Origin of the sequence: Pantoea sp. JGM49 (assembly GCF_018257655.1) — a bacterium.
GTDB classification, from domain to species: domain Bacteria; phylum Pseudomonadota; class Gammaproteobacteria; order Enterobacterales; family Enterobacteriaceae; genus Pantoea; species Pantoea communis.
Genome location: NZ_JAERJM010000009.1, coordinates 29,859 through 45,424 on the forward strand (window position 1 = coordinate 29,859; position 15,566 = coordinate 45,424).

The following is a 15,566-nucleotide window of genomic DNA, read 5'->3' on the forward strand; positions in this document are numbered from 1 at the left end:
ATATGAATGCACCTTTCACCTATGCCTCACCCACGCTTACGGTTGACGCACTGAAGCACTCAATCGCCTATAAACTGATGTTTACTATTGGTAAAGACCCGTCGATCGCCAATCACCATGAGTGGCTTAACGCCGCCTTGCTGGCGGTGCGCGATCGCATGGTAGAACGTTGGTTGCGCTCCAGCCGTGCGCAGCTGTCGCAGGATGTGCGTCAGGTTTACTACCTGTCGATGGAGTTCCTGATGGGACGCACGCTGGGCAATGCATTGCTGGCGATGGGTATCTATGACGATCTCAATCAGGCGCTGGAGGAGATGGGGCTAGACCTTAGCGAACTGATGGACGAAGAGAACGACCCGGGGCTCGGCAATGGCGGCCTGGGTCGTTTAGCGGCGTGTTTCCTTGACTCGCTCGCCACCCTCGGTTTGCCGGGACGCGGTTACGGCATTCGCTACGATTACGGCATGTTCAAGCAGAATATTGTCGACGGTCAGCAGCGTGAATCGCCGGATTACTGGCTGGAATACGGCAATCCGTGGGAGTTCCAGCGCTTTAACACGCGCTACAAAGTGCGTTTCGGTGGCCGTCTGCAGCATGAAGGTGCGCGCGTTCGTTGGCTGGAAACCGAAGAGATTATCGCGGCGGCTTACGATCAAATCATTCCGGGTTTCGATACCGATGCCACCAACACGCTGCGCTTGTGGAGCGCGCAGGCCAGCAATGAGATCAACCTCGGCAAGTTTAACCAGGGGGATTACTTTGCGGCGGTGGAAGATAAAAACCATTCAGAGAACGTATCGCGCGTGCTCTATCCGGATGACTCCACCGATTCAGGCCGTGAACTGCGTTTGCGTCAGGAGTATTTCCTCGTCTCCGCCACGGTGCAGGATATTTTGAATCGCCACTGGCAAATGCATGAAACCTGGGACAACCTGGCGGATAAAATTGCTATCCATCTCAATGACACCCACCCGGTTTTAGCCATCCCTGAATTGATGCGCTTGTTGATCGACGATCACAAGTTCAGCTGGGATGACGCTTTTGAGGTCACTTGCCAGGTGTTCTCGTACACCAACCACACATTGATGAGTGAAGCGCTGGAAACCTGGCCGGTGGATATGTTCGGCAAGATCCTGCCGCGCCACCTCAGCATTGTGTTTGAAATCAACGATTACTTCCTGAAAACCATCCAGGAATACTATCCGGATGATTGGGATTTGATGTCACGCATCTCGATCATCGACGAAAACAACGGCCGCAAGGTGCGCATGGCGTGGCTGGCGGTGGTGGTCAGCCACAAGGTGAATGGCGTTTCAGAGCTGCACTCCAATCTGATGGTGCAGTCGCTGTTTGCTGATTTCGCGCGCCTGTTCCCGGGGCGTTTCTGTAATAAAACCAACGGCGTGACGCCGCGTCGCTGGCTGGCGCTGGCCAACCCGGCGCTTTCTGATGTGCTGGATGAGACGATTGGTCGCACCTGGCGAACCGACCTCAGTCAGCTGAGCGATCTGACGCCACACATCGATTATCCGGCCTTTATCGAGCAAATTTCCGACGCCAAATTCGCCAACAAAAAACGTCTGGCGGATTGGGTGGCGAAGAACATGGATATTGTGCTGGATCCGCATGCGCTGTTCGATGTGCAGATCAAACGTATCCATGAATATAAGCGTCAGCTGCTTAACGTGCTGCACGTCATCACCCGTTATAACCGCATCAAAGCCGATCCCACCGCGGATTGGGTGCCGCGCGTGAATATCTTCGCCGGTAAAGCGGCGTCGGCCTATTACGTGGCGAAGCACATCATCCATCTGATCAACGATGTTGCCAACGTGATCAACAACGATCCGCAGGTGAAGAACAAGCTGAAGGTGGTGTTTATTCCTAACTACAGCGTGAGCCTGGCGCAGATCATTATTCCGGCGGCGGATCTGTCCGAGCAGATCTCTACGGCAGGCACCGAGGCGTCCGGCACCAGTAACATGAAGTTTGCCCTCAATGGCGCGTTGACCATCGGTACGCTGGATGGTGCGAACGTCGAGATGCGCGAGCATGTGGGTGCGGAAAATATCTTTATCTTCGGCAACACCACGCCGCAGGTCGAGCAGCTGCGCAAGGATGGCTACAACCCGCGTAAATATTATGAGGAAGATGCCGAGCTGCACCAGGCGCTAACGCAAATTGCTAGCGGTGCATTCAGCCCGGGAGAGCCAGGTCGCTATCGCAATCTGTTTGATGCGCTGGTGAACTTCGGCGATCACTATCAACTGCTGGCCGATTATCGCAGCTATGTGGATGCGCAGGATAAGGTGGACAAGCTTTATCGTCAGCCGGATGAGTGGCAGCGCCGTGCGGCATTGAATATCGCCAACATGGGCTACTTCTCAGCAGACAGGACGATCCAGGAGTACGCGGACGAGATTTGGCATATTTCGCCGGTGAGATTGTAAGGTATGAAATGGGTCGCCATTAAAGGCGACCCTGAACGCAATGGATGAGATTTTCGAAGGGTGCGCTTTTATACGCACCTATAAAGCATTACTTGAGAGTGATGCTTTTCACGATCGCATCAGCATCGCTCTGCGCCTGCTGCTGATTGTCGGCTGGAAGAGTGATCTGCAGTGTCAGCAGTTTGCCATCCACTTTTGCCAGAATCACGGAAGACCATGAGGTTTGGTTGTTGGCCGAAATCACGGTATCCAACTGCTGAGCTGGCTGATCTTTCAGCATCACCGCTTTGTTAGAAACGACCTGCAACTGCGGATCGCGACCGCGCTGCTGCTGTTCCAGACGCTGTGACAAGGCATCCAGCGCTTCGTTGGTCGGATCGCCCGCAATCACAATAATTGCGCGCTGGCCGGTTTCATCGGCGTACACATGCATATTGGTAGATTCAGAACCGAGTTTACCGCTTTTATCAGACATGCCCGCCGGCAGACTGAAGCTCAGCTTGCCGTCCATCAGGTTCACCGTCTGGGCTGACTGGCTGGCGCTGGCACCGTTGCTGCCTGCCGCCGCATCTTCTTTCTTCTGATCACAGGCCGCAAGACCTAACACCAACAAACCAATACCCGCATATTTCACTAAGTTACGCATTCTTTTCCCTTTGATGATTCCAGTCAGGTGCTTTCTACCCGGTATAAAAACGGAATCGGCGGTCAAAAGCAACCGCCGGTTTGTCAGGAAATCTTAGCGCGCTGCGGCGTTTCGTCTATGTGCAATTAGCCGAAATTGATCTGACGCTGTGTCGAGCGCTCTGCCAGACGTTTTAGCAGGCTGTTCAGCAACACACCGTAAGCAGGCAGGAAGAAAATCATGCAGATCAGCACTTTGAAGCTGTAATCCACCAGTGCGATCTCCACCCAATGCGCGGCCATGAACGGGTCCGGGCTCTTGTAGAAGGCGATGAAAAAGAAGGCCAGCGTATCGCTGATATTGCCGAGGAACATGGCTGCAGCAGGGGCGATCCACCACTGCGGTAAACGACGCAAACGGTTAAAAACGTGGACATCCAGAATCTGACCGAGCGCATAGGCCATAAAGCTGGCACTGGCGATACGTGCGACAAACAGATTCACCTGTTCCAGCGATGCCCATCCTTGCCATTCGCCCTGGTAAAACACACAGGACACCACGTAAGAGATAAACAGCGCCGGGATCATCACCGCCAAAATAATACGACGGGCTAACGGCGCGCCAAAGATGCGCACGGTGAGATCGGTAGCGAGGAAGATAAATGGAAAGCTAAAGGCACCCCAGGTGGTGTGGAAGCCGAAGATGGAAACCGGCAGCTGGACCAGATAGTTACTGGACGTGATCACCAGCAGATGGAATAGGGAAAGCCAAAACAGCGCATGCATGCGCTGACGTGCAGAGAAATCAATCATGTGAGACCTTTTTGAGTAATGGGGTGAGGGAACCCAACAATCCTCTTCATACTTCGCGTTGTCGCTTCGTTGGCTAAGTTCGCGTACCCCAGCCACTTACTTATGTAAGCTCCTGGGGATACACGCACTTGCCGCCTTGCTAAAACGCGAATTATTTCGAGGATTAAGCAATTTGGTAAAAAAACGGCGGCATCTTAGCGCGTTGCGCAAATAATGCAATGGTTAATTTTAACGCAATCGTTATCGCCTTGCGCTCTCCATTTAGCGCGCTAGAATGAGCGCCCATCTTGAATGAAGACAGAGAATCATGAGCGATCCCTTTTCTGCGCCGGACCACAAGCTTGATGCCCTTGGCCTGCGCTGCCCTGAGCCGGTAATGATGGTGCGCAAAACCGTGCGCACCATGCAGGCGGGCGAAACCTTACTGATCATTGCCGATGATCCGGCCACCACGCGTGATATTCCCGGTTTTTGCCGCTTTATGGAACATCAGTTGCTGGCACAGCAGACGGAAACGCTGCCGTACCAGTATCTGATTCAGAAGGGCACGGCTTAACGCTGTCGCAGCAATCGCAAAGCGTTGGCTGTGACCAGCGCTGTCGCACCTGAATCTGCCAGCACTGCCAGCCACAGACCGGTGAAACCGAGCAGTGTGGTGACCAGGAAAATGCCTTTCAGCCCCAGCGCTATCGCGATGTTTTGACGGATGATGGCGCGCGTGCGACGGGCCAGTGCGATAGTGCGTGGCATAATTGCCAGACGGTTTTGTGTCAGCGCGGCGTCGGCGGCTTCCAGCGCGACATCGGTGCCGCTGCCCATGGCAATGCCAATCGTGGCCGCTTTCATCGCCGGGGCGTCGTTAATGCCATCGCCTACCATGGCCAGCGGCTGCTGCTCCTCCAGTTTGCGCACCATCTCCACTTTATCGGCAGGCAACAAGCCGGCGCGATAATCGATGTTGAGTTGCGTCGCCATCGACGCCGCTGCACGCGGGTTATCACCGGTCAACATCAGGCTATTAATGCCCAGCGCTTGCAACTGTGCCAGCGCCGTGACGGCTTCCTCGCGTAGCTGATCCTGCAACGCCAGGGTGCCGATGACGGTCTCATCCTGTAACAGCACCACCACGGTTTTACCTTGAGCTTCCCGTTGCGCGATCGCCTGCTGCTGATCGGTCGTGAGCGTGGTGGCATCGCGTGGTGCCAGCAGCTGACAGGTCACGCCATCAATCTGCGCACGGATGCCGCTGCCAGCCAGCGTTTGCTGCTGCCGGGCGCGCGGTAGCCTGAGCTGGCGCTTTTCGGCCTCACGCACGATGGCGATCGCCAATGGATGGCTGGAACCTTGCTCCACTGCCGCCGCAATGCTCAGCAGTGCATTTGCTTCCATCGCACTGAAAGATTCGACCTCGGTCACCTGCGGTTTACCCAGTGTAAGGGTGCCGGTTTTATCGAATGCGATGGTCTGGATACGGCTGAGACGTTCCAACGCGGCGCCACCTTTGATCAGAGCGCCCTGTCGTGCGGCCGCCGCTAAGCCAGAGGTGATTGCAGCGGGGGTAGAAATCACCAGCGCACAAGGGCAACCAATTAACAGCAGCGTCAGGCCTTTATAAATCCACGGCAACCACGCTGCCCCCGCTAACAGTGGCGGCAGCACCATCACGAACAGCGCCAGCAGCATAATGGCAGGCGTATAAATGCGGCTGAAGCGATCGATAAAGCGCTCAACCGGTGCACGGTGGCTTTCAGCTTCTTCGATGAGCTGTAGGATGCGATCAATCGCGCTCTGGCCAGGTTCGGAGATGACTTTCAGCGTGACCAGGCGATCCACGCTAGTGGCGCCCGCCATCACCGTTTCGCCCGGCTGACGGGCAACCGGCACGGACTCGCCCGTCAGCGCACTTTCATCAAAACTGGCGCTCTGGTTTAGCAGCTCGCCATCGGCCGGCAAACGACCGCCAGCCGCGACTTCAATCGTATCGCCAGGATGCAAGTCAGCCAGCGCCACCTGCTCGCGCTGCGTGCCTTTCAAACGCGTAGCAGTATCGGGGCGCAGTGCCATTAACGCCGTCACACCGCGTCGTGCGCGAGAAGCTGCAAATGACTCCAGCCTTTCACCCAGTTGGAACAGCAACAGCACCATCGCGGCTTCAGCATGTGCGCCAATCACCAACGCACCGGTGGCGGCAAGGGTCATCAGGGTTTCGATACTGAAGGGTGAACCGCCTCGCAGCAGTTTCCACGCGCTGAATGCAATCGGAGCCAGGCCGATCAGCGTGGTCATCACAAACAGGCGATCGCCCCATACCGGAGAAACCTGGCTCAGCAGCCAACTGGCAAGCATCAGCAGCGCCAGTAACAGCAAACCGGCATTTTCCTGCCAGCGGCGTTGCGGTTCGGGCTGAGATTGCGGATCGTTTGAGGTCAGGGTAAAACCGACATTTTTGACGGCCTGTTCGATGGCCGGGCGAATATCCTGGTCGGCATCCACCACCAGTTTTTCACTGGCAAAAATCACGCGAGCGGTGCGCACCTGCGCCAGCTGTTGTACAGCACTTTCAATTTTTCGCGCGCAGCTGGGGCAATCCATTCCGGCAATCTGCCAGCGGAATTGATGAGATGTGGATGAGGGCCTGTCGCTTTCGGCGTCGCTTTCGCCGCCGGGACTGCCGCTGTCGTTGTCACAGCGACCGCAACCACTTTCTGGTGTGGCGGGGAGGGCGGCTGAGATTTTCAGCGTCGTAGGTGAAACACTGCGAATGGCGCACAGCGGCTGGGTTTTGCTGTGGGATTTTCCACAACGGCATGAATGAGAATGGGCGTGCATAGAGCCTCCGGTATCAATGCGGGCCACTGCCCGCATCCCGAATGCTACACTCTGGAGTCAACTCCAGAGTCAAGCAAAAGGTCATCTTTTCTTCAATACAGCCACAGCGAACGCACAATCATAAAGTGGCCGGCGAAATAGCAAGCGGCAACAATGGCGCTATCGGCACTGAAACGGCGGCGATAATGGGTGATAAACCAGATAATGTTGCCTAATAGCAGCAGTCCGGCGCCAACCAATAGTGAGAAGCTGTAATCCGTCGGGCGGAAGAAGTAATTCTCTGCCGCCATCCAGTTCATCACCAGCGTCATCCCAATTAGGGTACAGATCGGCCAGCGCAAATCCTCCAGCTTCGACCAGATAATGCCAATCACCACCACCCCAATCACCAGCAGCGTGACCGGAATCGGCCAGAAGAAACTCATGGTCATGTGGGCAGCAAAGCTGATGGTGTAGAGCAGATGTGACAGGAAGAATGCACCCAGCGCATAGAGCATTTGCTGGCGAGGCAGTAACGTCAGTGCATCGCCGACCAGAGTGGCAACCAGGCCAGCCAGAATCAGGTAATCGGTGGTATTGAGCGTGGGCGCTTGCCAGGCCCAGGCGACCAGCAACAGCAAGGTAACAGGTTTGAACAGCCAGCGTTGCCACTGCGGGCCACGGTATGACGCATCAACGTACAGCCAACCGGAAAAAAGTACGGCAAGGAAAGACCAAAGCATGTTTTCTCCCTTTTCTGAACGCGACGTCCAGAGTCATGAATTTTCCCAAAATCGCGATCTCAGTGTAAGTTACCGGCGACGAATGTGACAATCGGTCAACTCTGGTTGTATGCTTTGTCGTCTTTTTACTGTTCCGACACTAACGCAAAGCGCGAGAGAAATCATGAGCAAACCACCGCTAATCTTTTTCATCGTTCTGGCGATTATTGCCGTATTGGCGACCCGTCAGTTTATTAAGCAACGCCGTGAAACCGCGGTAAATGATGCTTCACCGATTCGCTCACTGAGCGTAGAAGTGAAAACCAAACGTGAATTTCCTTCCCCCAATCGCCGTTCGCGCCAGCGTGAAGAGATTGTGGCTGAAGATATGAAGTACGAAGCCTGGTTTCATCCACTCAATGGGGCGAGTGATATTAAGGTGGTGGTGAGCGCCGATGACTATCATCATATCGATAAGGGCGCGAAGGGAGAGTTGAAAATGCAGGGCAGTCGCTTTGTCAGTTTCACGCCTGCGCAATAAAACGGGCCGCTGCAGCGGCCCGTATCGTTACATCTTCGGGTAATGCTTTTTCTGCCACGCCAGCAGTTCAAACACACCAAAAAAGAAAATCTTCGCTTGCGTGACGCCACTGAGTTTTGGCGCCTCTTTCGGCTGAGTCGCGCGCAGCAGAACCAGCTGCAAGCCGTGCATGATCACCATGAAGAACAGCGCCACATGCACAAAGTAGCGCAGCGGTGTCGGGAAAGGATGCACCAGATTGAGCAGCAGAAATGCCCAGACGCAAATCATCAGTAATCGTCCCAGATTAAGCCACATCGTGCGTCTCCTGTTGGCGTTGATAAAGGCGATATGCCACCTGACCGGCAATTTTTTCGCGGTACAAGTCCCAGTTAGCGGGCGCCACAGGCGTGCCGTGCTCCACTTCGCTTTCGACGTAAATCAGTGCGTTCTCCGCCAGCCAGCCGTTGTTTTCCAGCAGCGTCAGCGTCTCCAGCAGTAATCCTTTACGGAATGGTGGATCAACAAACACCACATCGAACGGCTCTCCGGGTTGGCTCAACCACTGTAGCGTATTGGTCTGCACGACGTTGCCTTGCGTCGCACGCAGGGTTTGCAGATTCTGCGACAGCTGCTGGGCAACGGAACGTTCCATCTCAAGCAGCGTAGCAGACGCCGCATAGCGTGACAGTGCTTCCAGCCCGAGCGCACCGCTACCGGCGAAGCAATCGAGACAACGCGCTTCCTGAATATCCGGCGCTAACCAGTTAAACAGGGTTTCACGCACGCGATCGGTGGTCGGGCGCAGGCCTGCGCTATCCGGCACCGGTAATTTGCGGCCGCGCCACTGTCCGCCAATGATACGAATCTGGCCAGCAGCGCCGCTGCTGCGGGGGGATTTACTCATTTTGCTCACAACTCGTCATAATTTGTTGCGTAGTTTAACGGGCGTGGCAGGCAGAAGAAACGTAAAAAAGGGTGCTGTGGTGCGCTGGCTGGAAAGTGTTAGACTACTGAGTTGATATGGGGCGCGTAATTGCCTGATTTTTACGCCGCTCACGAACAAAAAATTGAATTTTTTATCCCCTGGGAACAGCGTGCTACCGGGAATAAGCCATCGAGGAGTGTGGTTACACAATGGCAAAAGAGAAAAAACGTGGCTTTTTTTCCTGGCTAGGCTTTGGCAAAGAAGAAGAGAAGCAGCAGCCTGCGGAAGAGCAGCAACCGGCCGAAGCGGCGCAACAGCCGATCGCTGAAGAGAGCGCGTTAGCAAGCGCCGAAGCGCAGGCGGAAGAGACGGTTGCCGTCTCTGAGCACGTAGCCGAAGAACAACGGGCACAGCCGGAAGCGGTGGTGTCCAAGCCGATCACGGCAATTGAAGAGGAAGTGCTACCGGAGGAGGAAATCCATCCGGACGTAGCACCTGTCGAAGAAGAGCCTCAGGCAGAAGAACTGATTGTTGAAGCGCCTGCTGCGCAGCACGAGCCGGAGATCGAAGAAGCGTCCGTTGCGCCAGTAGTTGCGCAGTACGAGCCGGAAATCGAAGAAGCGGTCGTTGAGCCAGTGATTGCGCAGCATGAGCCAGAGATCGAAGAAGCGGTCGTTGAGCCATTGGTTGGGAAGCATGAGCCAGAGATCGAGGAAGCGGCTGTTGAGCCACTCGTTGCGCAGCATGAGCCGGAAATCGAAGAAGCAGCCGTTGAATCGGAAGACGACGCGTTAAGCGACGAAGAACTTGAAGCCTTGGCGTTGGCCGAAACCTATGCGGAAGACGCTGAAGCCGAAGCGCAGGATACTGTCAGCGATTTACCGCTGGCCGCAGCGCCGCTGATCACGCAGGAGCAGGATCGTCCGACCAAAGAGGGCTTCTTTGCTCGCCTCAAGCGCAGCCTGGTCAAAACCCGAGAAAACCTCGGTTCCGGTTTTGTTAGCCTGTTCCGCGGCAAAAAAATCGATGATGACCTGTTTGAAGAGCTGGAAGAGCAGTTGCTGATTGCTGATGTGGGTGTAGAGACCACGCGCCGCATCATCACCAATCTGACGCAGCAGGCTAACCGCAAGCAGTTGCGTGATGCTGAAGCACTTTACGGCCTGCTGAAAAGTGAAATGGCCGGCATTCTGGAAAAAGTTGATCAGCCACTGGATGTGGGCGGCAAAACGCCGTTTGTTATCCTGATGGTAGGCGTCAACGGCGTGGGTAAAACCACCACTATCGGTAAGCTGGCGCGTCAATATCAGGCTCAGGGAAAATCAGTGATGTTGGCGGCGGGTGATACCTTCCGTGCAGCAGCAGTGGAACAGCTTCAGGTCTGGGGTCAGCGTAACAACATTCCTGTGGTGGCTCAGCATACGGGTGCTGACTCGGCTTCCGTTATCTTCGACGCCATTCAGGCCGCGAAGTCACGCAACGTCGATGTACTCATTGCAGATACCGCTGGTCGCCTGCAGAACAAAGCCCATCTGATGGAAGAGCTGAAAAAAATCACCCGCGTGATGAAAAAGCTGGATGAGGATGCACCACATGAAGTGATGTTAACCCTCGATGCCAGCACCGGGCAAAACGCCGTTAGCCAGGCCAAACTGTTCCATGAAGCGGTGGGACTGACCGGCATCACGCTGACCAAGCTCGACGGCACCGCCAAAGGTGGTGTGATCTTCTCGGTTGCCGATCAGTTTGGTATTCCGATTCGTTATATCGGTGTCGGGGAAGGCATCGAGGATTTACGGCCGTTTAAGGCCGCAGACTTTATTGAGGCACTGTTTGCCCGAGAGGAATGATTGGGATGATTCGCTTTGAAGAGGTCAGTAAAGCATACCTGGGAGGACGTCAGGCGCTGCAGGGAGTGGATTTCCATCTTCGCCCCGGCGAAATGGCATTCCTGACCGGCCACTCCGGTGCAGGGAAAAGTACCTTGCTGAAGCTGATTTGTGGCATTGAGCGCCCGAGCGCCGGGCAAATCTGGTTTAGCGGCCACGATATTTCACGTCTGCGTCGCAGCGAAGTGCCTTTCCTGCGACGTCAGATCGGGATGATTTTCCAGGATCACCACTTGCTGATGGATCGTTCGGTCTATGACAACGTGGCGATTCCACTGATCATTTCCGGCGCCAGTGGTGAAGATATTCGTCGCCGTGTATCGGCAGCGCTGGATAAAGTCGGCTTGCTCGACAAAGCGAAGAGTTATCCGATCCAGCTTTCTGGTGGTGAACAGCAACGTGTCGGCATTGCCCGCGCGGTGGTGAACAAACCTGCGGTGCTGCTGGCGGACGAACCCACCGGTAATCTGGATGATGCCCTGTCAGAAGACATTCTGCGCCTGTTTGAAGAGTTCAATCGTGTTGGTGTGACCGTCTTAATGGCGACGCACGACACCGGGCTGATTGCCCGCCGCAATTACCGCTTGATGACGCTGAATCAGGGACGCCTGCACGGAGGCCATGATGGTCAATAAACGCAATAAGCGCCCAGCGGCGCCGAAGGCGGCGAAGGCGCCTTCAAAAAGTAAGGCGCTGAAAGGCGGCTGGCAGGAGCAGTGGCGCTATGCGCTGCGCGGTACGCTCTCGGATATGTGGCGTCAGCCGCTGGCCACGCTGCTGACCGTGATGGTGATTGCTATCTCGCTGACGCTGCCGAGCGTCTGCTATATGGTGTGGAAAAACGTCAGCCAGGCGGCGACGCAGTGGTATCCGGCACCGCAGTTGACGGTGTATCTGGATAAAGCGCTGGATGATACGGCGGCTGAGAATGTCGCTGCTGAGCTGAAAAAGTTAGATGGCGTGGATAACGTTAACTATCTGACCCGTGAAGAAGCGCTGAATGAGTTCCGCAACTGGTCTGGTTTCGGCGGTTCAATGGACATGCTGGAGCAAAACCCGCTGCCTGCCGTGGCCATCATCACGCCGAAACTGAATTTCCAGAATTCAGACACTATGGCTAACCTGCGCGACCGCGTGTCGAAAGTGCAGGGTGTGGATGAAGTGCGCATGGATGACAGCTGGTTTGCCCGTTTAGCGGCGTTAACCGGGCTGGTAGGGCAAATTGCTTCGATGATTGGTCTGCTGATGGTGGTGGCGGTGTTCCTGGTGATTGGTAACAGCGTGCGCCTGAGCATCTTTGCCCGTCGCGATACCATTAACGTGCAAAAGCTGATTGGTGCCACCGACGGCTTTATCTTGCGTCCGTTCCTGTATGGCGGCGCGCTGTTAGGTTTCAGTGGTGCAGTGCTTTCACTGCTGCTGTCCGAAGTGCTGGTACTGCGTCTGCAATCAGTCGTAGCGCAGGTGGCGACGGTGTTTGGCACCACCTTTGTTCTTGAAGGTTTTTCCTGGGACGAAGGGCTGCTACTGCTGCTCATCGCCGCCATTATTGGCTGGGTTGCCGCATGGTTAGCCACTGTACAACATTTACGCCGATTTACGCCGCAGTAACCAACAGCAACGTTTTTTGATATACTCTTCCTCTGCTGCCGACGATCTGGGAGCAGAGGAATCTTCCTATTTTTCCCGCCGTCATCTGTGTGTAAAATATTCACTGCTAATATTGAACTTGTGGATAACTTTGTCGTCCAAGTAGCACAGATTGCTTTTGGTTTTTTCGCGACGTTGACATAATGTAACGTCTGCGCAAAATACCGCGCAGCAAGTCCATTGAATTTGTGAGGGTTGAATGACCAAAGAAATGCAAACTTTAGCGATTGCGCCTCTGGGTAACCTGGAATCTTATGTCCGGGCTGCCAACAACTGGCCGGTATTAACGGCAGAAGAGGAGAAGGCATTAGCGGAGAAACTGCATTACCAGGGCGATCTGGATGCAGCTAAGACGCTGATCCTGTCTCACCTGCGCTTTGTTGTTCATATTGCTCGTAACTACTCCGGTTACGGCCTGCCACAGGCGGACCTGATTCAGGAAGGTAACATCGGCCTGATGAAGGCGGTGCGTCGCTTCAACCCTGAAGTTGGCGTGCGTCTGGTGTCATTTGCCGTGCACTGGATCAAAGCAGAGATTCACGAATACGTGCTGCGTAACTGGCGTATTGTGAAAGTCGCGACCACGAAAGCCCAGCGCAAGCTGTTCTTTAATCTGCGTAAAAGCAAACAGCGTCTTGGTTGGTTTAATCAGGATGAAGTGGAGATGGTTGCGCGCGAGTTGGGCGTGAGCAGCAAAGATGTCCTCGAGATGGAATCTCGTATGGCCGCGCAGGATATGACTTTCGACATGTCTTCGGATGACGAAGCTGGCGAAGGTAAGCCGATGGCACCGGTACTCTATCTGCAGGATAAAACCTCAGACTTTGCCGACGGCATTGAAGAGGATAACTGGGATGCGCACGCTGCTGATAAGCTGAGCGATGCCATGCTGAGCCTTGATGAGCGCAGCCAGCACATCATCCGCGCCCGTTGGCTGGATGATGAGAATAAAACTACTTTGCAGGAGTTGGCCGACAAATATGGCGTCTCTGCAGAGCGTGTGCGTCAGCTGGAAAAGAACGCCATGAAGAAACTGCGTATGGCGATTGAAGCCTGATAACCATCGGGTGAAAAACGGGGCGACTTTATAGTCGCCCTTTTTATTTGCCCGCAGTCCTTAGCCGCGCAATGTATTGCGCATCAGTCACCAACCCTGGCGCTTCAGGACAGCGCGATAAATCGCGCCGTTACATGTCCGCAATAATTAGCGCACCCAGCCATCGGCCTGCGCGCGAAAACCACAGGCCTGCATAAAGGCCGCGCGCACACTCTGATCGTCGTCGCCGTCATCGGCTACCCACCAATCTGCCAGCGCGCGATTCTGCGCGATAGTCTCTTCCAGCAAATATTGCCCGACTCCACGGCGGCGCGTCACTTCGCGCACGGTGAGGTGTGAAATCTTCCCCTGCGTGCCACAAATCTCCAGCTGCAACCCGCCCAACAGACGATCGTTAAACCTTGCCGCATACAAGCGCTGCGTCTCGCTTAATGCAGCCTCAAGTTGCGAAATATCGATCTGCGACCAGACTTTAGCTAAATCCAACCGATCCTGCGGCGTGAGTGCGGTGATTCGCTGAATAGTGAGCTTCATTACCCTTACCTGTACTGCCAGAAAGGCCATAGTGTAGCGAATTTAGACAGTCAGCGTGCTGTCACTTTTTTGCGATGAAAATAGGTCAAATGCCAGCCACTTTGCCAGGATTGTGGAGGAAGCCATCAATGTTAGCTGAAAAAGCCAGCATAACGCGCTGGCATTTTGGCTAAAAACCGGCCATAAAAACCAGATGATTCTGCTGTGCAACGCGACTAATACTGAACATGTCAGTTGATTTACAGAAGAAAGTTCCTGTTTAATAACCTGAAAAATAAAGCCTTATTACCAATAAATGCCAGAAAAGAGCGCTAACTCATTATTCTTGAATCAGTTTTCCTCTTTGACTGGCAGAAAATAAACCAAACACAACGACACACGACACAACAGATGGGGAAGTTCGCATGAAAATGAGTAAAGGACGCGCATTACTGGCGGGTTGCGTTGCGCTGGCGCTGAGCCACGCGGCACTGGCGAAAGATATCAAGATTGCCATCGTTGGCGCAGCAACTGGTCCGGTTGCACAATACGGTGATATGCAGTTCACCGGTGCAGCGCAAGCCATTAAGGACATCAACGCCAAAGGTGGCGTGAACGGTGACAAACTGGTTGGCGTGGAATATGACGACGCCTGTGACCCGAAACAAGCGGTTGCAGTGGCCAACAAAGTGGTTAACGACGGCATCAAGTATGTGATCGGCCACCTGTGCTCCTCTTCTACTCAGCCTGCTTCCGACATCTATAACGATGAAGGCATTCTGATGATCACCCCAGCGGCAACCGCACCAGAGCTGACCGCGCGTGGCTATGCGGATGTGCTGCGTACTACCGGTCTGGATTCCGATCAGGGTCCAACCGCTGCAACTTACATTCTCAATGAGATCAAACCAAAACGTATCGCTGTGGTGCATGACAAGCAGCAGTACGGTCAGGGACTGGCCGAATCGGTGCAGAAAACCCTGAAAGCCAAAGGCGGCAATGTGGTGCTGTTCGAAGGTATCACCGCGGGCGATAAAGATTTCTCTACGCTGATTGCGCGTCTGAAGAAAGAAAACGTCGATTTCGTTTACTACGGTGGCTACTACCCAGAGCTGGGCCAGATTCTGCGTCAGGCAAAAGCAGCCGGTCTGACTGCTGGCTTCATGGGTCCAGAAGGTGTAGGCAACGCCTCACTGTCTAACATCGCCGGTGATGCATCTGAAGGCCTGTACGTCACCTTGCCGAAACGTTATGACCAGTTGCCAGAGAACAAGGCGATTGTTGAAGCCATCAAAGCTAATACCGCGTCTAACCGTAAAGATCCAACCGGTCCGTTCGTCTGGACCACCTATGCGGCCATTCAGTCGCTGGTGGCCGGTATTGAACGTAGCAAGAGCGCTGAGCCAGATGCCATTGCTAAAAACCTGAAAGAGGGCGCAGCGGTTCCAACGGTGATGGGCAACCTGAACTGGGATCAGAAAGGCGACCTGAAGGGCTTCGAATTTGGTGTCTTCAAATGGCACAAAGACGGTTCCTCTACCGCTGTTAAGTAATTCCCAAGCTTAAATAGATTGGCCCTCTCTTTTGCCGGA

General features: G+C 54.5%; 15 protein-coding genes. 8 read left to right on the forward strand and 7 right to left on the reverse strand.

The genetic code is table 11. From position 1 onward, the window contains the following. The first annotated feature begins 2 nt into the window (after nt 1-2). The gene (glgP, locus tag JK231_RS16110) at nt 3-2,450 is read left to right on the forward strand and encodes a glycogen phosphorylase (protein WP_160834059.1); all 2,448 of its coding nucleotides are present in this window, start codon (nt 3-5) and stop codon (nt 2,448-2,450) included. A gap of 88 nt (nt 2,451-2,538) precedes the next feature. Here the strand turns inward: glgP and JK231_RS16115 are convergent, their stop codons facing one another. After that, a complete protein-coding gene (locus JK231_RS16115; protein WP_211729063.1) occupies nt 2,539-3,096 on the reverse strand; it encodes a DcrB family lipoprotein in 558 nt (185 codons plus the stop codon). Between the two features lie 125 nt (nt 3,097-3,221). Beyond that, nucleotides 3,222-3,887, reverse strand: a complete 666-nt coding sequence (locus tag JK231_RS16120) for a 7-cyano-7-deazaguanine/7-aminomethyl-7-deazaguanine transporter (protein WP_034827083.1) — start codon at nt 3,885-3,887, stop codon at nt 3,222-3,224. Nucleotides 3,888-4,194: 307 nt separating this feature from the next. On the opposite strand from JK231_RS16120, the gene tusA reads away from it, so the two are divergent. Beyond that, entirely contained in the window at nt 4,195-4,443 is a 249-nt protein-coding gene (gene tusA / locus JK231_RS16125; protein WP_034827082.1) for a sulfurtransferase TusA, read from the forward strand. Here tusA and JK231_RS16130 read toward each other — a convergent pair. Together JK231_RS16130 and JK231_RS16135 are read right to left on the reverse strand one after the other, a co-directional pair. Beyond that, complete coding sequence (locus JK231_RS16130; RefSeq protein WP_211729064.1) at nt 4,440-6,716, reverse strand: zinc/cadmium/mercury/lead-transporting ATPase; 2,277 nt, start codon at nt 6,714-6,716, stop codon at nt 4,440-4,442. The two genes, tusA and JK231_RS16130, sit on opposite strands and share 4 nt — an antisense overlap. 92 nt (nt 6,717-6,808) lie before the next feature. Continuing rightward, a complete protein-coding gene (locus tag JK231_RS16135; RefSeq protein ID WP_034827077.1) occupies nt 6,809-7,438 on the reverse strand; it encodes a lysoplasmalogenase in 630 nt (209 codons plus the stop codon). 163 nt (nt 7,439-7,601) lie between these two features. Between JK231_RS16135 and JK231_RS16140 the strand changes: the two genes are divergently transcribed. Beyond that, entirely contained in the window at nt 7,602-7,958 is a 357-nt protein-coding gene (locus tag JK231_RS16140) for a DUF2500 domain-containing protein (RefSeq protein WP_160834062.1), read from the forward strand. A 27-nt stretch (nt 7,959-7,985) separates the two neighbouring features. Here JK231_RS16140 and JK231_RS16145 read toward each other — a convergent pair whose 3' ends face one another. Then, the gene (locus JK231_RS16145) at nt 7,986-8,255 is read right to left on the reverse strand and encodes a DUF1145 family protein (protein WP_034827067.1); all 270 of its coding nucleotides are present in this window, start codon (nt 8,253-8,255) and stop codon (nt 7,986-7,988) included. Then, the gene (rsmD, locus tag JK231_RS16150; RefSeq protein WP_058960042.1) at nt 8,245-8,844 is read right to left on the reverse strand and encodes a 16S rRNA (guanine(966)-N(2))-methyltransferase; all 600 of its coding nucleotides are present in this window, start codon (nt 8,842-8,844) and stop codon (nt 8,245-8,247) included. Before rsmD ends, JK231_RS16145 begins: the two co-directional genes overlap by 11 nt. 230 nt (nt 8,845-9,074) lie before the next feature. On the opposite strand from rsmD, the gene ftsY reads away from it, so the two are divergent. The 4 genes from ftsY (at nt 9,075) to rpoH (ending at nt 13,461) form a co-directional block, all read left to right on the forward strand. Then, on the forward strand, nt 9,075-10,715 hold the full coding sequence (gene ftsY / locus JK231_RS16155; RefSeq protein ID WP_211729065.1) for a signal recognition particle-docking protein FtsY: 1,641 nt from the start codon (nt 9,075-9,077) through the stop codon (nt 10,713-10,715). Between the two features lie 5 nt (nt 10,716-10,720). After that, complete coding sequence (ftsE, locus tag JK231_RS16160) at nt 10,721-11,389, forward strand: cell division ATP-binding protein FtsE (protein ID WP_034827061.1); 669 nt, start codon at nt 10,721-10,723, stop codon at nt 11,387-11,389. After that, the gene (gene ftsX / locus JK231_RS16165; protein WP_058960044.1) at nt 11,379-12,365 is read left to right on the forward strand and encodes a permease-like cell division protein FtsX; all 987 of its coding nucleotides are present in this window, start codon (nt 11,379-11,381) and stop codon (nt 12,363-12,365) included. Before ftsE ends, ftsX begins: the two co-directional genes overlap by 11 nt. 238 nt (nt 12,366-12,603) lie before the next feature. Continuing rightward, on the forward strand, nt 12,604-13,461 hold the full coding sequence (rpoH, locus tag JK231_RS16170) for an RNA polymerase sigma factor RpoH (protein WP_034827057.1): 858 nt from the start codon (nt 12,604-12,606) through the stop codon (nt 13,459-13,461). 147 nt (nt 13,462-13,608) lie between these two features. On the opposite strand, the gene panM is transcribed toward rpoH, so the two are convergent. Further along, the gene (gene panM, locus JK231_RS16175; protein WP_058960046.1) at nt 13,609-13,995 is read right to left on the reverse strand and encodes an aspartate 1-decarboxylase autocleavage activator PanM; all 387 of its coding nucleotides are present in this window, start codon (nt 13,993-13,995) and stop codon (nt 13,609-13,611) included. Between the two features lie 404 nt (nt 13,996-14,399). Here panM and JK231_RS16180 point away from each other — a divergent pair, with 404 nt between their 5' ends. After that, complete coding sequence (locus JK231_RS16180; RefSeq protein WP_045815772.1) at nt 14,400-15,527, forward strand: branched-chain amino acid ABC transporter substrate-binding protein; 1,128 nt, start codon at nt 14,400-14,402, stop codon at nt 15,525-15,527. Nucleotides 15,528-15,566: the final 39 nt, after the last annotated feature.

Excerpts from the sequence above, each read along its gene's own strand:
- glgP (WP_160834059.1), top strand. The coding sequence starts at position 3 with ATGAATGCACCTTTCACCTATGCCTCACCCACGCTTACGGTTGACGCA.
- JK231_RS16115 (WP_211729063.1), bottom strand. The coding sequence starts at position 3,096 with ATGCGTAACTTAGTGAAATATGCGGGTATTGGTTTGTTGGTGTTAGGT.
- JK231_RS16120 (WP_034827083.1), bottom strand. The coding sequence starts at position 3,887 with ATGATTGATTTCTCTGCACGTCAGCGCATGCATGCGCTGTTTTGGCTT.
- tusA (WP_034827082.1), top strand. The coding sequence starts at position 4,195 with ATGAGCGATCCCTTTTCTGCGCCGGACCACAAGCTTGATGCCCTTGGC.
- JK231_RS16130 (WP_211729064.1), bottom strand. The coding sequence starts at position 6,716 with ATGCACGCCCATTCTCATTCATGCCGTTGTGGAAAATCCCACAGCAAA.
- JK231_RS16135 (WP_034827077.1), bottom strand. The coding sequence starts at position 7,438 with ATGCTTTGGTCTTTCCTTGCCGTACTTTTTTCCGGTTGGCTGTACGTT.
- JK231_RS16140 (WP_160834062.1), top strand. The coding sequence starts at position 7,602 with ATGAGCAAACCACCGCTAATCTTTTTCATCGTTCTGGCGATTATTGCC.
- JK231_RS16145 (WP_034827067.1), bottom strand. The coding sequence starts at position 8,255 with ATGTGGCTTAATCTGGGACGATTACTGATGATTTGCGTCTGGGCATTT.
- rsmD (WP_058960042.1), bottom strand. The coding sequence starts at position 8,844 with ATGAGTAAATCCCCCCGCAGCAGCGGCGCTGCTGGCCAGATTCGTATC.
- ftsY (WP_211729065.1), top strand. The coding sequence starts at position 9,075 with ATGGCAAAAGAGAAAAAACGTGGCTTTTTTTCCTGGCTAGGCTTTGGC.
- ftsE (WP_034827061.1), top strand. The coding sequence starts at position 10,721 with ATGATTCGCTTTGAAGAGGTCAGTAAAGCATACCTGGGAGGACGTCAG.
- ftsX (WP_058960044.1), top strand. The coding sequence starts at position 11,379 with ATGGTCAATAAACGCAATAAGCGCCCAGCGGCGCCGAAGGCGGCGAAG.
- rpoH (WP_034827057.1), top strand. The coding sequence starts at position 12,604 with ATGACCAAAGAAATGCAAACTTTAGCGATTGCGCCTCTGGGTAACCTG.
- panM (WP_058960046.1), bottom strand. The coding sequence starts at position 13,995 with ATGAAGCTCACTATTCAGCGAATCACCGCACTCACGCCGCAGGATCGG.
- JK231_RS16180 (WP_045815772.1), top strand. The coding sequence starts at position 14,400 with ATGAAAATGAGTAAAGGACGCGCATTACTGGCGGGTTGCGTTGCGCTG.